Consider the following 17,672-nt stretch of genomic DNA (forward strand, 5'->3'; position numbering starts at 1 on the left):
CGGCTTCAGCGGCTCACGCTCCGGATTGCGCGGCATCCTTGCAACCCGGAGCATCGCGGCCGTTCGCTCTCCCATCGAGCAGAACCGGACCGACCACTACAACATTCGAGAGGCAAACCATGGCTCAACTGCCAGCCGCACGAGCGCCGCGCCAGCCGCGCACTCGCGGGCTCCACCCCATCGCCCATGCCTGCGTGCTGCTGCTCATCGGCAGCAGCGCCGCCCAGGCCCAGCAAGCCCAGCCACAGACGCTGGACACCGTCGTCGTCACCGGCATCCGCAAGGGCGTGGAAGACGCCATCGCGACCAAGCGCAACAGCAGCTCCATCGTCGAGGCGGTGTCGGCCGAGGACATCGGCAAGCTGCCCGACGTGACGGTGGCCGAGTCGCTCGGCCGCATCAGCGGCATCGCCGTGCAGCGCAGCAAGGTCAACGGCAAGGCCGCCGGCGTCAGCGTGCGCGGCATGGCGCCGGCCTTCGGCGGCTCGCTGTTCAACGGCCGCGAGCTGGCCTCCACCAGCGACGCGCGCAGCCCCGAGTTCGATCTCTTCCCCGCCGAGCTGCTGAGCAGCATCCTGATCTACAAGACGCCCGACGCCAGCCTCGTCGGCCAGGGCCTGTCGGCGACGGTGGACATGCGCACCATCCGGCCGCTGGACTACGGCCGCCGCACGCTGGCGGTCAACGCGCGCAAGGAGCGCATCGGCGTCGATTCCGGCGTCGAGGTGGGCTCGGGCCACCGCGGCAGCCTGGTCTATGTCGACCAGTTCGCCAACAAAACCCTGGGCGTGGCGGTGGCCATCAGCAGCCTGCGCGAGGACAACGGCGGCGAGCAGCGCTTCGACAGCTGGGGCGGCTGGGCGCCGCAGATCGACCACAACGGCCAGCAGGTCACCGTGCCGGGCGGCTTCAAGTACGAGACCCAGCGCCGCGAGAGCACGCGCGACGGCGCTGTCGTGACGCTGCAGTACAAGCCCAACAACGAGTTCAAGACCACGGCCGACATCTTCTACGGCGCCGGTACCGAGAAGACCAAGCAGACCGGCCTGGAGGGCGCCATCGCCTTCGGCGCCGGTATCTACGACCCCAACGGCGTCCTCTCAAACGCCACCATCGCCAACGGCGTGGCCACCAGCGGCACCCTCAGCAACTACAAGGGTGTGGTGCGCAACCACATGTTCTCGAACAAGGACCGCCTGCTGTCCCTGGGCCTGAACAGCGAACTGAAGGCCGGCGACTGGCGCTTCGAGGGCGATGTATCGCGCTCGCATGGCGTCAAGAACATCAGCAACTTCGAGACGACGGCCGGCCAGGTCGGCAACACGCCGCAGGCCCAGCTCGCAACCATCAGCTGGACGGGCTTCAACGGCAGCAACTTCGCCGACGTGAAGTACACGACCAGCGGCAATTTCGCCGACCGCAACTTCGCGCTGCTGACCGACGTGGACGGCTGGGGCGGTGGCCCGGCCACGCCGCAGGCCGGCTATGCGGCCCTGCCCACCATCGATGACAAGGTCACCAGCCTGCGCTTCACGGCCCACCGCGACGTGGACTGGGGCCCCATCACCGGCACCAAGTTCGGCATCAACCTGAACCAGCGCGACAAAGCGCGCATCGGCGACGAGGGCCGCCTTTCCATCCTCAACGGCACCGACGGCTATGCCGGCATCAAGATGCCCGGCGAAGCCACCGCCCTGGCCGGCGCCTCGGGCATCTCCGTCGCGTCCTGGGATCCGACCGGGTCGCTGGGCAGCATCTATGCGCTGAACCGCTGGGTGGACGCGACCGTGCTGTCGCGCAACTGGACCGTCAACGAGAAGGTCGCAACCGCCTACGCCGTCGCCGACGTCGGCGGCGAACTGGGCAGCATCCCCTACAGCGGCAATATCGGCCTGCAGCTCGTCAACACGCGCCAGAACTCCAGCGGCAACCAGGTCGATCTGGCCAAGTGCACGGGCATCACGATCGAGACCTGCCCCTATGTCGTGCGCAGTGACGGTGCCAGCTACAACCACCTGCTGCCCTCGCTGAACCTGACCTTCGAGCTGGGCAACCAGCAATTGCTGCGCATCGGCGCCGGCAAGCAGGTGGCGCGCGCCAACCTGGACAACATGAAGGCCAGCATGGACTTCGGCGTGCAGAACGCCACCGCGGTCGCACCGGCGCTGACGGGCTTTGCGGGCAACCCCAAGCTCAAGCCCTACGCCGCCAAGGCGCTGGACGTGTCCTACGAGAAGTACTTCGACAAGCACGGCTACATCAGCCTGGCCGGCTTCTTCAAGAAGCTGGACAACTACGTCATCAACTCGCCGCGCGAGTTCGACTTCAAGCCCTTCACCAGCCCGACGACGCCGCTGCCGCAGACCGGTCCCTACAAGGGCTCGACCGTCGGCTTCCTGACCCAGCCCGTCAACGGCAACGGCGGCAATATGCATGGCTACGAGCTGACCGTGAACCTGCCCGGCCGCATGCTGTCGAGCTGGCTGGACGGCTTCGGCAGCCAGGTCAGCCACTCGCACACGGCCAGCTCCATCCGCTTGCCGACCGCGGGCTTCGTGTCGCCGCAGAACGGCCCGGTGTTCAAGGACGTGGTGAGCGAGATCGGCCTGCCGGGCCTGTCCAAGAACGTCACGACGCTGCGCCTGTACTACGAGAAGCACGGCTTCCAGCTCGCCTGGGCCGCGCACAAGCGCTCGGACTTCATCGGCCAGATCCTGGACTACCGCAGCGACTCGCAGTTCACCTTCATCAAGGGCGAGACCATCGTCGGCGCCCAGGTCGGCTACGAGTTCCAGGGCGGCTGGCTGAAAGGCCTGTCGGTGCTGCTGCAGGGTCACAACATGACCAACGAGCCCTTCCAGGAATACACGACGGACCGCAACATCGTGACCAACAAGGTGGTGTACGGGAAGACCTATCGACTGGGTCTGAACTACAAGTATTGATGTGACCCCCTCGTCCAGCTCGCCCCGCTGAACGCGGGCGAGTCTGGCCGGTCCCCCGAGGGGACGGCGATGCTCGCGGCATCGAGCCGCGGGCACATCGCCAGCGCGGGCCGGCTCGGGAGCGGCCCAGCGCTCGGCCCGCAACGGGGCACTACGCCCGCCTACAGAAGTCGAAGTCCGAATCGTGAACACCATCCTTCGCGCGCTCACCGCGGCACTGCTGTGCACTACCGCCGCATTTGCTGCCCCGCCGCTCAGCGTCGACCAGCCCAAGCCCTATGTCCACGTCCAGCACCCGGCCTGGGCGCGCAGCGCGACGATCTACCAGATCAACACGCGCCAGTTCACGCCGGAGGGCACATTCCGCGCCGCCGAGGCCCAGCTGCCGCGGCTCAAGGAACTCGGCGTCGGCATCCTGTGGCTGATGCCCATCCACCCCATCGGCGAGGTCAACCGCAAGGGCTCCCTGGGCAGCCCCTATGCGGTGAAGGACTACCTCGCCGTCAACCCGGAGTTCGGCACGCTGGCCGACTTCAAGCGCTTCGTCGCCACCGCCCACTCGCTCGGCCTGAAGGTCATCCTCGACTGGGTCGGCAACCACACCGCCTGGGACAACGTGCTGGCCAAGCGCCACCCCGACTGGTACGACCGCGACGAGGCCGGCCAGTTCCGTCCCACGCCCTGGTATGACTGGGACGACATCATCGACCTCGACTACGACAAGCCCGGCCTGCGCCGCTACATGACGAACGCGATGCTGTACTGGGTGCGCGACGTCGGCGTGGACGGCTATCGAGTGGATGCCGCCGGCCTGTCGCCGCTGGACTACTGGGAGCAGACGGCCAAGGAGCTGCGCGCCGTCAAGCCCGTCTTCATGCTCGCCGAATGGGAAAGCCGCGACATGCATGCGCGCGCCTTCGACGCCAGCTATGCCTGGACCTGGTGGGACACGATGAAGCTGATCGCCGAAGGCCGCGCCGACGCGACCGCTCTCTATCCCTATTACGCGTGGCACCGCAAGTTCTACCCGCGCGAGGCCTACCGCCTGCTCTACACGACCAACCACGACAAGAACGCCTGGGAGGGCACCGATCACGAGATCTTCGGCGCCGGCGCCGAGGCCGCGACGGTGCTGAGCTTCATCAGCGAGGGCATGCCGCTGGTCTACAACGGCCAGGAGGCCGGCCTCGCCAAGCGCCTGGCCTTCTTCGAGCGTGACCCGATCGCGTGGAAGGACGCCCCTGAAGGCGAGCTGCTCAAGCGCCTCATCGCGCTGAAGAAGCGCAACACCGCGCTGTGGAACGGCGCGGATGGTGCCGTCATGGAGCCGGTGGGCAACAGCGCGCCCAAGCAGGTCTTCAGCTTCGTGCGCGGCAACGGCAAGGACAAGGTCGTCGCCCTTTTCAACCTGTCCGCCAAGCCGGCGGACGTGAGGCTGAAGGGCCGGCACCACGCCGGCCGCTATCTGGACTTCAACGGCGGCGGCGAGGTCAAGCTCGACGACGACGCCAAGCTCAGCCTGCCGGCCTGGGGCTGGCGCGTGCTGGTTCAATGATGCAGCCGCTGAAGAACATCGTCATCGTCGGCGGAGGCACCGCCGGCTGGATGACAGCCGCCGCGCTGGCCAAGGTGACGAATGGGTGCGTGAGCATCCAGCTCGTCGAGTCCGAGGAGATCGGCACGGTTGGCGTGGGCGAGTCGACCATCCCGATGATCCGGCACTTCAACCAGCTGCTCGGCATCGATGAGAACGAGTTCATGCGCGAGACGCAGGCCTCGTTCAAGCTCGGCATCGAGTTCCGCGACTGGGGCGCGCTGGGCGACCGCTATCTGCACGCCTTCGGCCAGATCGGCCATCGCTCCACCACCCTGCCCTTCCACCACTACTGGCTGCGCATGCACCGGGCCGGCCGGGCGCCCGACTTGTGGGCCTATTCCATCAACGGCGCGGCCGCGCGCGCCCATCGCTTCATGCGGGCCGATCCCGCCCAGGGCCGCTCGCCGCTGGCCGAGATCGTCCACGCCTTCCACATCGACGCCGGCCTGTACGCGCGCTATCTGCGCCGCTATGCGCAGAAGCTGGGTGTACAGCGCCTGGAGGGCCGCATCCTCGACGCGCAGTTGCACGAGAACGGCCATGTGCGCTCGGTGCGCCTGGCCAGCGGCGCCTTCGTCGAGGGCGACTTCTTCATCGACTGCTCGGGCTTTCGAGGCCTGCTCATCGAGCAGACGCTGAAGACGGGCTACGAGCACTGGAACCACTGGCTGCCCTGCGACCGCGCCGTCGTCGTGCCCAGCGCCTCAGGCCCGGACCTGCTGCCCTTCACCCGCGCCACCGCGCGCCCGGCGGGCTGGCAGTGGCGCATCGGCCTGCAGCACCGCGTGGGCAACGGCCACGTCTACGCCAGCGGCGCGATGAGCGACGACGAGGCCGCGGCCCTGCTGCTGCGCAACCTCGATGGCGAGGCCCTGGCCGAGCCGCGCGTGCTGCGCTTCGAGAGCGGCCGGCGGCGCAAGGTCTGGAACCGCAATGTCGTCGCCATCGGCCTGGCCAGCGGCTTCATGGAGCCGCTGGAATCGACCTCCATCCACCTCGTGCAGTCGGCCATCGCCCGCCTCATCCAGTTCTTCCCCGACTCGGGCTTCAACCCCGCCGACATCGCCGAGTTCAACCGCCAGAGCGACTTCGAGACCGAGCGCATCCGCGACTTCCTGATCCTGCATTACCACGCGACGACGCGCAGCGACAGCGCCTTCTGGAACCACTGCCGCACGATGGAGGTGCCCGACTCGCTGCAGCACAAGCTCGACCTCTGGCGCGCCAGCGGCCGCATCTCCCGCCAGGGCGACGAGCTGTTCGCCGAGGTCGGCTGGCTGCAGCTGCTGCATGGCCAGGGCATCCGGCCCCAGGGCCATCACCCGCTGGCCGACGCGCTGCCGGAAAGTGAAATCAACGACTATCTGGATGACACCCGTGCGGTCATCCAGCGCTGTGTGGCGCAGATGCCGACGCATGCCGAGTTCATCTCGGCCCACTGCGCAGCCAAGGATCTCGAGACATGCTGACCCGCCGCCTGTTCGCCCTGCTCTGCTTCGTCCTGTGCACCAGCGCGCAGGCCGACGACACCCTCGCCACCGTCACCTCTCCCGACAAGCAGCTCGTCGTGACGCTGCAATTGACCGGCGAGGGCCGCCTGGCCTACCGCGTCGACCGGGCAGGCAAGCCGCTCGTCAACGCATCGCGCCTGGGCCTGCTGCTGGCCAATGCCCACCAGCTCGACGGCGGCTTCAAGCTCCTCAGCCAGCAGACCCACGAACACGACGAGACCTGGGAGCAGCCCTGGGGTGAAAGCCGCCGGGTGCGCAGCCACTGCCGCGAGCTGATCGTGGAACTGGCCCAGCCCGACCAGGGCGGCCGCCGCATGGCCCTGCGCTTTCGCGTCTTCAACGACGGCTTCGGCTTCCGCTACGAGCTGCCCGAGCAGGCCCAGCTGCCGCTGGCCCGCATCAGCGACGAGCTGACCGAGTTCGACATCGCCGAGCCCGCCACGGCCTGGTGGATCCCGGCCGGCGAGGCCCTGGTGCTGGAGTACGTCACGCAGCGCACGCCGCTGGCCGAAGTGGGCCTGGCCAACACGCCGCTGACGATGCGCACCAGGAGCGGCGTCCATCTGGCCCTGCACGAGGCGGCGCTGGTGGACTACGCCTCCATGTGGCTGCGCCGCAGCGGCGGCCAGAAGCTGCGCGCCCAGCTTGCACCCGGCGCCGCGGGCGCGGCGGTCGAGAGGCAGGGCGCTTTCACGACGCCCTGGCGCACCCTGCGCGTGGCCGCTTCCGCGGCCGCGCTCTACGAATCCAATCTCGAACTCAATCTCAACGAGCCCAACCAGCTCGGCGACGTCGGCTGGGTGCAGCCGGGCAAGTTCGCCGGCGTCTGGTGGGAGATGCACCTGGAGAAGTCCAGCTGGAACAGCGGCGCCAGGCATGGGGCGACCACCGCGAATGCCAAGCGCCACATCGACTTCGCTGCCAGGCACGGGCTGCGCGGTGTGCTCGTCGAGGGCTGGAACCTCGGCTGGGACGGCAACTGGGTCGGCAGCGGCTCGGCCTTCGACTATCTGAAGTCCATGCCCGACTTCGACCTCGCTGAGGTCGCCGCCTACGCCAAAGCCAAGGGCGTGCGCCTCGTCGGCCACCACGAGACCGGCGGCAATGTCGCGCGCTATGAGCAGCAGATGGACGCGGCCTACGCCCTGTACGCCGGGCACGGCGTGGATGTCGTCAAGTCCGGCTATGTGACCGACGCCGGCACCGCGCAGTTCGCCAACACCAGCGGCGGCGGCACCCACTTCGGCTTCACCGAATCGCAGGAAGGCGTGCGCCACATGCTGAAGGCCGTGCAGGAGGCGGCACGGCACCGGATCGCCATCGACACCCACGAGCCCGTCAAGGACACCGGCCTGCGCCGCACGTATCCGAACTGGGTCTCCCGCGAGGGCGCGCGCGGCCAGGAGTTCAATGCCTGGGGCGACCCCATCAACCCGGTGGATCACGAGGTCAACCTCGTCTTCACGCGCATGCTCAGCGGGCCGATGGACTACACGCCCGGCGTGCTGAGCCTGGACGGGGCGCGCGGCCGCAAGCTCAATTCCACGCAGGCCAAGCAGTTGGCCCTCTATGTGGTGCTGTACTCGCCCGTCGCCATGGTGCCCGACCTCATCGAGCACTACGAGCGCTGGCCCCGGGCCTTCCAGTTCATCAAGGACGTGCCGACCGACTGGGAGACGACGAAAGTCATCCACGGCGAGCTCGGCGAGGTCGCGACCATCGCCCGCAAGGACAGGCGCAGCGAGGACTGGTATGTCGGCGCCATCACCAATGGCGACGGCCGCCGCCTGACGCTGCCGCTCGGCTTCCTCGACCCCAAGCGCCGCTACCGCGCCGAGATCTACCGCGACGGCGACAAGGCCGACTACCGCGACGCCAAGACCCGCTTCGACCTCGTCGTCGAACAGGCCACCGTCAAGTCCACCGACACCCTGCCGCTGCGCCTGGCGCCAGGCGGTGGCCAGGCGATCCGATTCACCCCTTTGCAGAAATGATGCCCCTCGTCCAACGACTACGTTGGCCGGTCCCCCGAGGGGACGGTGATGCCTGCCGGATTGACCGGCAGGCACATCACCCCAGGCGGGCCGGCTAGGGAGCGGCCCGGCGCTCGTCCCGCAATACCTCCATGCATAACTGAAAAGCCCACCATGTCCGTGCCTTCCTCCGCCCTGCCGCTGCCCGCGCAGAGCCGCGCGCCGCTCGCCGTCGTCACCCTGCTCTTCTTCATGTGGGGCCTGCTGACGGCGCTCAACGACGTGCTGATCCCGCATCTCAAGGCCCTCTACACGCTGAGCTATCTGCAGGCCATGCTGGTGCAGTTCTGTTTCTTCGGCGCCTACTTCCTGGTGTCGCTGCCGGCTGGGCGCCTGATCCAGCGCCTGGGCTACCAGCGCGGTGCGGTGGCCGGCCTGGTCGTCGCGGCCGTGGGCTGCCTGCTCTTCCTGCCTGCGGTCAGCGCCGGCTATGCCCTCTTCCTCTTCGCCTTCTTCGTGCTGGCCGCCGGCATCACGGTGCTGCAGGTCGCCGCCAATCCCTATGTGACGGCCCTCGGCGACCCGCGCACGGCCTCGCGCCGGCTGACGCTGACCCAGGCCTTCAACTCCCTGGGCACAACCGTCGCGCCGCATCTGGGCGTGCTGATCCTGCCCGAAGGCGCGGCGGGCAACGTGCAAGGCCCCTATCTGGCGCTCGCGCTGGCCCTGCTGGCCCTGGCCGGCTTCTTCGCGCTGGCTCGCCTGCCACGCATCGTCGACGAGGCCGCGCCGGTCACGGCGCCCGCCTCCACCGTCGCCCGCGCCCATCCGCATCTGGCGTGGGGCATCGTCGCGATCTTTCTCTACGTCGGCGCCGAGGTCAGCATCGGCAGCCTGCTGATCAACTTCATGCAGGAGGCCGCGGGGCTGACGGCCGCCGCCGCCTCGCACTATCTGAGCCTGTACTGGGGCGGCGCCATGGTCGGCCGCTTCATCGGCGTGGCCCTGATGCGCTTCATGGCGCCGGGCCGGCTGCTGGCCGTGCACGCGATCCTGGCCGTGGTCCTGATCGGCGTCGGCGTGAGCACCCACGGCCCCGTCGCGATGTGGGCCCTGCTGGCCGTCGGCCTGTGCAACTCCATCATGTTCCCGACCATCTTCAGCATGGCCGTGCATCGCCTGGGCGGGCAGACCACGCAGGGTTCGGGCCTGCTGTGCATGGCCATCGTCGGCGGCGCCCTGCTGCCCCTGGTGCAGGGCCATGCGGCCGACGTCATCGGCCTGCAGGCCTCCTTCGGCGTGCCGGCGCTCTGCTATGCGGGCATCGCCTGCTATGGCTGGCGCTTTGCCGGCCTCTTCAAACACTGATGGACGCCCAACCCTGGCCCCGGCTGCTCGCCTGCTGGCGGGACGGCTGGCTGCGCACCCTGCTGCTGCATGCCGATGGCCGCCGCGCCCATGCGCACGAGGAACCCATCCACGACGGCACGCAGCTGGCGCCCGCGCTGGCCGACGCCCTCGCCGCCCTGCATCGCCCCGTGCACCATGCCGTGCTGATGACGGACAGCGAGCTGGCCGCCGACTCGCTGGGCCAGCGCCTGGGCCTGGCCACGCTGTGCACCCTGCCCTGGGCGCGCGCGCTGCGCCTGGCGCCTGAAGACGAGACCGGCTGGACCGGCGCCGCCCGTGCGCTGGACCTGGCCCTGCACACGCCCGCCAGCAGCGGTGCCGTCTGCGCCCGCATCCGCAACGCCTATGCCCAGCTGACGCGCTGCGAGCGACGCGTCGCCGATGTCGTGCTCGCCAATCCCCGCGCGGCGCTGGAGACGGCCACGGCCCGCCTGGCCGAGTCGGCCCAGGTCAGCCAGCCCCAGGTCATCCGCTTCTGCCGCGCCCTGGGCTTCGACGGCGTGAAAAGCCTCAAGCGGGCCCTGGCCGAGAGCCTGGGCAGCGACCGCGATGCACCGGCCGGCCATCCGCTGCTGACGCGCAGCACCCAGGCCCTGCGCAGCCTGGACGGCGCCACGCTGGCGCGCGCCGCCGCGACGCTGGCCGGCGCGGCCCAGATCGACGTACTGGCCGACGCCGCCCACGCACCACTGCGCGACGTCGCCCTGCACGGGCTGTGGCGGGCCGGCATCCCCGCGCGCCCGCTGCTGCCGGGCGACCTGGCGCCGCCCCAGCCCGCCGTCTGCCTCGCCCTCGGCACCGCGGCGCGGCCCCGGTCCGATGCGCCCGGTGTGTGGATCACCGAGAGCGCGCAGGTCCATGCGGCCCTGCAGCTCGTCACCGGCCCGGAGGCCGAGCTGGCGCCCGCCCTGCTCGCCACGCTGGCCCTGCAGCTGCTGCTGGCCGACGTGGCCGCGACGCGGCGCAGCGGCCGCCTGCCCATGACCTTCAGCTGACCCGCGGCGCAAGCCGCGTTGCCGCCGTCGGATCGCTGCGTTATCGTGCAGCGACCAGGTCACCGTTGGGAGGGTGCATGGGCATGTCGACCAGCCGGGCTTGCTGCACCGCAGCAGCCGCGCTATGTCTGACCCCGGCGGCGGCCCAGGCCCCGCTCGTCGACCTCAGCCTGGAAGAGCTCGGCAACGTCACCATCACGTCCACCGCCAAGCGCGAGCAGCGCCTGAGCGACGCGCCGGCCTCCCTGTTCGTCATCACGGCCGATGACATCCGCCGCTCCGGCGTCACCCGCCTGCCCGAGGCCCTGCGCCTGGCGCCCAATCTGCATGTCGCCGAGGTCTACACCGGCGGCTATGCGATCAGTGCGCGCGGCTTCAATGCCAACTCGGCCAACAAGCTGCTCGTCCTCATCGACGGGCGCTCGGTCTACACGCCCTTGTTTGCCGGCGTGTTCTGGGATGTGCAGGACGTGGCCCTGGAGGACGTGGAGCGCATCGAGGTCAGCAGCGGCCCGGGCGGCACGCTGTGGGGCGTGAACGCCGTCAACGGCGTCATCAACATCATCACCCGCAGCGCCACCGCCACGCGCGGCACCCTGGCCTCGCTGGCCGCCGGCCCCCAGGAGCGCGCCGCCATGCTGCGCCATGGCTGGTCGCTGGGTGGCGACGGCGCCATGCGCCTCTACCTCAAGCACAGCAGCCAGGACCGCACCGAAACGGCCGCCGGCCAGCGCGTGGAGGACGCCGGCCACATGCTGCGCGGCGGCTTCCGCGCCGACTGGGGCGGCGACGGCGCCGAGCGCATCACGCTGCAGGGCAATGCCTACCGTGGCAACCATGGCCAGCCCCTGCCGGGCAGCATCGCGCTGACCGGCATCAAGTTCGCGCTGGACACCATCACGCTGTCGGGCGCCAACCTGCTGGCGCGCTGGCGGCAGCCGCTGGGCGCGGGCGAACTCAGCGTGCAGGGCTATCTGGACCACACCGTCCGCGTCACGCCGCCGACCTTCGACGAGAGGCTGAGCATCGCCGATCTCGAGCTGCAATACACCATCAGGCCCGCGCCGGCCCATACCGTCGTGCTGGGCGCCAATCACCGCCGCTCGCGCGACCAGGTGGGCCACGGCGCGCCGGAGTTCGCCTTCCTGCCGGCCCGCCTGCACCAGGCCTGGAGCAGCCTGTTCGCCCAGGACGAGATCGCCCTGGCCGACAGCCTGCGCCTGACGCTGGGCGCGCGCGTCGAGCGCAACGACTACACGGGCAACGAATTCCTGCCCAGCCTGCGCCTGGCCTGGAAGCCCTCGCCCGCCCATCTGTGGTGGGCCTCGGCCGCCCACACCGTGCGCGCGCCGACGCGGCTGGACCGCGATGCCTATGTGCCCGCCCAGCCGCCCTTCATCCTCAATGGCGGCCAGGGCTTCCGCTCCGAGACGGCCGACGTGCTGGAGCTGGGCTATCGCGGCCAGCCCCTGCCCACGCTGACCCTGTCCGCCACCGCCTTCCACGCCGCCTACGATCATCTGCGCACCCAGGAGCTGGCGCCCAGCCGCACCTCGGTCTATTACGGCAACGGCATGAAGGGCCATGTCAGCGGCCTGGAGGCCTGGGGCAGCCTGCAGGCCGCCAGCTGGCTGCGCCTGCACGGCGGCGTGACGCTGCTCAGGCCGCATCTGGCGCTCAAGCCGGGCAGCATAGACACCGGTGGCTCCGTGGGTTCAGCCGAGGGCGCCATGCCGCGCCGCATGTGGCAGCTGCGCGCGGCCTTCAATTTGCCGCGCGAAGGCGAGCTGGACCTGATGCTGCGCCATGTCGGCGCGCTGAGCGCGCCCGAGGTGCCGGCCTACACGGCCGTGGACCTGCGCCTGGGCCGGCGCATCAGCGCCGACACGGAGTTGTCGCTGACGGCGCTGAACCTGTTCGGCAGCCATGGCGAGTTCACCGACGTCAAGACGCGCACCGAGCTGGGCCGCAACCTGATGCTGCAACTGCGCATGCGCTTCTTCTGATGACCATGGCCGCCCCCCTCGCCCGCCGAGCGCTGCTGCTGGCAGCGCTGGCCGCTGCGGGTGGCGCGCGGGCCGGTGACGACGACGCTCTGGTGGAGTACCAGGTCAAGGCGGCCTTTGTCTGCAAGTTCGGCAACTACATCGAATGGCCAGCCCAGTCCCTGGGCGCGGCCGGCGAGCCTTTCCGCATCGGTGTGCTGGCCAGCGAGGCCGTCGTCGAGGAGTTCCGCCGCACGGCCACGGCCAGCTCGGTGGCCGGGCGGCCTGTCGAGGTGAGGCGGCTGGCGCGGGGCGAGGCGCCCGACGGCGTGCATGCCCTTTTCGTGTCGCGCGGCATGGCCGGGCAGGCGGCCGGCCTGCTGGCGGCCCTGCAAGGCCGGCCGGTGCTGACCGTCACCGAGCTTGACCCCGGCGGCGCCATGGGCATGATCAATTTCGTCATCGTCGACGACAAGGTGCGTTTTGACATCCTGTTGCCCCCGGCGACGCAAAGTGGCCTCAAGATCAGCGTGCGCCTGCTGGGCGTGGCGCGGCGGGTTGAAGGCAGGTCATAGATGTTCCGACTTTCGCTTCAGAGACGGGTGCTCGGCGTCACCATGCTGACGTGCCTGGTGGCGCTGTTCGTCGCGCTGGGAGCGATGGTGGCCTACGACCTGCGGGCCTATCACAAGGGCTGGGTGGCCGACCTCGAGGCTCAGGCCGAGCTGCTGGGCCATTCGACGGCGCCGGCGCTGGAGTTCGACGACGTCAAGGTCGCCAGCGAGAACCTCGCGCTGCTGCGCCTGCAGCCGCGCGTGCGAGCCGCCGCCATCTATGGCGCCCAGGGCGAACGCTTCGCCTCCTACACGGCCGCCGGTGCGGACGCGCCGCTGCCGGCCCGCATCGACGTGCGCGGCGTGCAACGCGCCGACCGCGACATCGCCATCGCCCTGCCCATCGTGCAGGACGGGCGCACCGTCGGCAGCGTCTATCTGCGCGCCGAGTACGCCCTGGTCGACCGCGTGCTGACCTACCTCGGCATCGCCGGCGTGGTCGCCCTGGCCGCCCTGGGCATCGCCTTCCTGTTCTCCATGCGCCTGCAGCGCACCATCGTGCGGCCCATCCTGGCCATCGGCGACGTGGCCCGCGATGTCACGCAGCGCCAGGACTACTCGCGCCGCGCCCCCAAGATGACCGACGACGAGGTGGGCGTGCTCGCCGATTCCTTCAACGGCATGCTGGGCGAGATCGAGAAGCACGCGCAGGAGGTCATGCGGCTCAACGAACAGCTGGAAGAACGCGTGCGCGACCGCACCGCCCAGCTGCAGGCCTCCAACGAAGAGCTCAGGCTGGCCACCGCGACGGCCGAGAAGGCCAACCGCGCCAAGTCGGAGTTCCTCTCCAGCATGAGCCACGAGCTGCGCACGCCGCTGAACGCCATCATCGGCTTCGGCCAGCTGCTGGGCACCAACATCGCCGACGCCAAGCCCGAGCGGCGCCAGGAGTTCGTCGACCACATCGTCGGCGCGGGCAAGCATCTGCTGACGCTGATCAACGAGATCCTCAACCTCGCGCGCATCGAGAGCGGCCATGTCGAGCTGTCCGTCGAGCCGGTGCCGCTGGACGACGTGCTGGCCGAGTGCCGCAAGATGATCGAGCCCATGGCCAGCCAGCGCGGCATCCAGGCGCAGTTCGCCAGCAGCAGCGGCTGCGTCGCGCTGGCCGACCGCATGCGGCTCAAGCAGGTGGTGCTCAACCTCGTCAGCAACGCGATCAAGTACAACCGCGCCGGCGGCTCGGTGCGCGTGGACTGCGACCGGGTCGACGCCCAGCATGTGCGCATCTCGGTGAAGGACACCGGCGCCGGCCTCAAGCCCGAGCAGATCGCGGCCCTGTTCCAGCCCTTCAACCGCCTCGGCCAGGAGGGCGGGCCCGAGCAGGGCACCGGCATCGGCCTGGTCGTCACCCAGCGCCTCGTCGAGCTGATGGGCGGCTTCATCGGCGTGCACAGCGTGCCGGGCGAGGGCAGCGTGTTCTGGGTCGACCTGCGCGCCAGCGAGCTGCCCGCCATGCCCCATGCCGAGACCGACTGGGGCGGCCTGACCGGCTTGTCGCCCACGCCAACGGCCGGCGAGGCGCCGGCCACGGTCCTCTATGTGGAAGACAACCCGGCCAGCCGCCAGCTCGTCGAGGAGCTGCTGGGCGCGCGTGGCGGCATCCGGCTGCTGTCGGCCCATGACGGCCAGAGCGGCGTCGAGATGGCGCGCCAGTACATGCCCGATGTCATCCTGATGGACAACAACATGCCGCGCATGACGGGCCGCGAGGCCCAGGCCATCCTGCACAAGGACCCGCGCACGGCCCACATTCCCATCATTGCACTGACCGCCAACGCCATGCCCGACGCGGCGGTGGCCGGCCTGGCCGCGGGCTTCTTCCGCTACCTCACCAAGCCCCTGGAGCCGCGGCGCCTGCTGGAGGCGCTGGACAGCGCCCTGGCCACCAGCAGATCCAGGCGCTAGGCAGGCCTTCGCTGGCGGGCGCGAAAGCGCCGCAGGGCCAGCACCAGCATGCGGCCATAGGACACGGCGGGGCGCGGCACGGGCTTGTCGAGCAAGGGCGGGTTGTTCATGCGAAGTCCTGGCTGAGGTCAACCGAAAGTGAAGGCATAGGCCCGCGCGCCGGGCGCGTCGAAGCGGATCTCGAAGATCCGCTCCCGCACCGGGCCGCGCTGGCGAATGAGCTGGTAGAGGCGCTCGCCATTGGCCAGGCCGCGGCCGTCGGCATCGACGTCAATGCCGGCGTCGGGGCCGGGTGGCTTGCCATCCAGCGTGACGCGAAAGGGCAGCGGCTTGCCGTCCACGCCGGGGCCGAGCACCAGGTGCACGTCGCGGGCATGGAAACGCAGCGCGACGCTGCCGCTGGTGCCGGACAGCTCGGCGTACTCGGGCCTCACGGTCCAGTCGCCGGACAGCGCCCACTCATTGAGGCGCGGGTTGCCGCCGGTGTAGCGCTTCAGGCGGTCGGGCAGGATGCCGCGCGGCGCGCCATGGGCATGGCCGAGATAGGTCTCGGGAGAGCGCAGCTGGGCCAGATCCGGGGCGGCGCCGATGCCGTTCAGCGCGACCTCGGCCATGCCGGCGTCGGGCGCCCGGCCGGCCTCGCGCAGCAGCTCGCGGATGAGCTTCTCGGCGCGTTCGTAGTCGCCCTCGCCGAACTGCTGGTGGCGCACGCGGCCCTGGGCATCGATGAAGTACAGGGCCGGCCAGGCCCGGTTGCTGAACGCCCGCCAGATGGCGAAGTCGTTGTCCAGCACGATGGGGTAGTCGAGGCGGCCGTCCATGGCCGCCTGGCGCACCCGCTTCACGTCGCGCTCGAAGCCGAACTCGGGCGCATGCACGCCGATGACGACCAGGCCCTGGGAGCCGTACTTCTGCGACCAGGCGCGCAAGTACGGCAGGGTGCGCAGGCAGTTGATGCAGGAATAGGTCCAGAAGTCGACCAGCACGACCTTGCCACGCAGCTGGGCCAGCGTCAGCGGCGGCGAGTTGATCCATTCGCCGCCACCGTCCAGGCGGGGTTGGGCGGGCGCGGATGCCGTCATGAAAAGGGCGAGCAGCAGGGAGAGAAGTTGTTTCATTTCAGTTGCGGGATTGCGCCAATCTTGCGGGCCGAGCGCCGGGCCGCTCCCTAGCCGGCCCGCCCTGGCGATGTGCTTGCGGCTCGATGCCGCAAGCATCGTCGTCCCCTCGGGGGACCGACCGGACTCGCTCGCGTTCAGCGACGCGAGGATGGGCGAGGGGCAGCTTCATGTCAGATCAATCGCAGCGTCATGGCCTTGAGGGTGGCGGCGGCCCGCGTCGAGCATTCGAGCTTGCGGAAGACGCTTTCCAGATGGGCGCGCACCGTGCTCGGGCTGATGCCCAGCACGCGGGCCGCCTCCTTGTTGCTTTCGCCCTGGGCGATGCGGCTCAGCACCTGGACTTCGCGCTCGGTCAGCGGCGAGGCGGCGGGCGTCGCGCGCGCTTGCAGGGGTGCGCCGGTCAGGGCGTCCACGGTGGTGGCGTCGAGCCGGCCGGCTTCGGCCTCGGTGCGCAGGCGCTGCAGCATCGCGGCCTCGTCGAGGGCACTGGCACCGGGACGCGCCGTCTGCAGCGCGACGGCGCAGGCGGCCGTGGCGAGCACACGCGCTTCCTGCGCAATGCCGTCGCCGCACACGCCGCGGTAGTGGCCGGAGCCGTCGAGGCGCTCTTCGATGAAGGAGGCCAGCAAGGCCTCGTCGCGCAGGGCCTCGATGCGGCGGCCGGCGCGCTCGGCCCAGTAGGGCACGAGGCGCAGCTTCTCCTGGTCGGCCTCGCCCAGAGGGCGGGTCGCTTCGATGACGTTGTTCGGCACGGACGAGCGGCCGATGCCATGGATCAGCCCGGCGCGGTAGACGCGGCCCTGGGCGGCTTCATCCAGGCCCAGATGCGCTGCGCAGCGCCGCGCCGTGTCGGCCACGCGGCGCGACAGGCCCAGCATCCAGGGCAGCTTGAGGTCGATGACATCGGCCACCAGTTCCAGCGCGGCCGCACGGCCGTCAGCGCCGAAGGCGGCCTTCATCGCCTCGCTGCTGGCGGCACCGCGATCCAGGGCGTCCAGCCAGTCGGCGCCCTGCTCGCGCGCCAGATCGACAAGCCGGGCCGGGTAGCGGTGGTCGGCGCGCTCGGCCAGGGTCTGCAGCGCGCTGTGCAGGCCATAGGTGCGCGACAGGATTTCCAGGTCGCTGGCCAGGGCGACGAGGTAGACGGTGGGCGGCACGGCGTCGCCGCTCAGGCCGGCGGGCTGGCCCGTGCCGTCGAAGGCCTCGAAGCAGTGGCGCAGCGTGGCGCGCACCTCATCGGGCAGGGCCAGCGTGCGGGCGATGTCCTCGGCCACTTCGCAATGGATGCGGGCCATGGGGCCGACGCTGCCGATGACGCGGGCTATCTCCGTTGGCGAGGTCAGGGCCAGCATGGCGCGCCGGCCGCCGACGTCGTCACCCATCAGGTCGGCGAACTCGGGCGCATTGGCCGTGCAGCCCGACCAGCGCAGCAGCGCTGCCCATGCCGCATCGACGCGGGCTTGCGGCCCGCAGCCGCTGGCCTCGGCCAGGCGAGCCGCCAGCCAGGCCGTGCGCGCGGAATGATCCACAGGCTGGCCCATGCTGAGGTCGCCGACGAAGGCGAGCGCGCAGATGGCGTCGAAGACGGGAATGGAGGCGCTGCTGGGGTTCAT

General features: G+C 70.1%; 11 protein-coding genes. 9 read left to right on the top strand and 2 right to left on the bottom strand.

Features of this window, described 5'->3' with window-relative positions; all coding sequences use genetic code 11:
* Window positions 1-119 precede the first annotated feature (119 nt).
* From AC07OY_RS07995 to AC07OY_RS08035, 9 genes are all read left to right on the top strand, one after another.
* Window positions 120-2,945, top strand: a complete 2,826-nt coding sequence (locus AC07OY_RS07995; RefSeq protein ID WP_495042021.1) for a TonB-dependent receptor — start codon at window positions 120-122, stop codon at window positions 2,943-2,945.
* Window positions 2,946-3,129: 184 nt separating this feature from the next.
* Window positions 3,130-4,500, top strand: a complete 1,371-nt coding sequence (locus AC07OY_RS08000; RefSeq protein WP_495042022.1) for an alpha-amylase family glycosyl hydrolase — start codon at window positions 3,130-3,132, stop codon at window positions 4,498-4,500.
* Window positions 4,497-6,011, top strand: coding sequence for a tryptophan halogenase family protein (locus tag AC07OY_RS08005; protein WP_495042023.1), 1,515 nt, complete (start codon window positions 4,497-4,499; stop codon window positions 6,009-6,011). Before AC07OY_RS08000 ends, AC07OY_RS08005 begins: the two co-directional genes overlap by 4 nt.
* A complete protein-coding gene (locus AC07OY_RS08010; protein ID WP_495042024.1) occupies window positions 6,005-8,047 on the top strand; it encodes a glycoside hydrolase family 97 protein in 2,043 nt (680 codons plus the stop codon). The genes AC07OY_RS08005 and AC07OY_RS08010 overlap by 7 nt, the downstream gene beginning before the upstream one ends.
* Before the next feature lie 153 nt (window positions 8,048-8,200).
* Complete coding sequence (locus AC07OY_RS08015; RefSeq protein WP_495042025.1) at window positions 8,201-9,394, top strand: sugar MFS transporter; 1,194 nt, start codon at window positions 8,201-8,203, stop codon at window positions 9,392-9,394.
* On the top strand, window positions 9,394-10,431 hold the full coding sequence (locus AC07OY_RS08020; protein WP_495042026.1) for a MurR/RpiR family transcriptional regulator: 1,038 nt from the start codon (window positions 9,394-9,396) through the stop codon (window positions 10,429-10,431). The genes AC07OY_RS08015 and AC07OY_RS08020 overlap by 1 nt, the downstream gene beginning before the upstream one ends.
* Before the next feature lie 83 nt (window positions 10,432-10,514).
* Window positions 10,515-12,437, top strand: coding sequence for a TOL_0244 family TonB-dependent receptor (locus AC07OY_RS08025; RefSeq protein WP_495042027.1), 1,923 nt, complete (start codon window positions 10,515-10,517; stop codon window positions 12,435-12,437).
* A 5-nt stretch (window positions 12,438-12,442) separates the two neighbouring features.
* Window positions 12,443-12,991, top strand: a complete 549-nt coding sequence (locus AC07OY_RS08030; protein WP_495042028.1) for a TOL_0243 family YfiR-like periplasmic protein — start codon at window positions 12,443-12,445, stop codon at window positions 12,989-12,991.
* On the top strand, window positions 12,992-14,938 hold the full coding sequence (locus AC07OY_RS08035; RefSeq protein WP_495042029.1) for a sensor histidine kinase, YfiR-like protein-associated: 1,947 nt from the start codon (window positions 12,992-12,994) through the stop codon (window positions 14,936-14,938). It abuts the gene before it with no gap.
* A 128-nt stretch (window positions 14,939-15,066) separates the two neighbouring features.
* Here AC07OY_RS08035 and AC07OY_RS08040 read toward each other — a convergent pair whose 3' ends face one another.
* Both AC07OY_RS08040 and AC07OY_RS08045 read right to left on the bottom strand, forming a co-directional pair.
* Window positions 15,067-16,056: a thioredoxin family protein gene (locus AC07OY_RS08040; protein ID WP_495042030.1), complete on the bottom strand. Its 990-nt coding sequence runs from the start codon at window positions 16,054-16,056 to the stop codon at window positions 15,067-15,069.
* A gap of 173 nt (window positions 16,057-16,229) precedes the next feature.
* Complete coding sequence (locus tag AC07OY_RS08045) at window positions 16,230-17,672, bottom strand: HD domain-containing phosphohydrolase (protein ID WP_495042031.1); 1,443 nt, start codon at window positions 17,670-17,672, stop codon at window positions 16,230-16,232.

The sequence above is a fragment of the Roseateles sp. GW821-FHT09H10 genome, assembly GCF_059415865.1.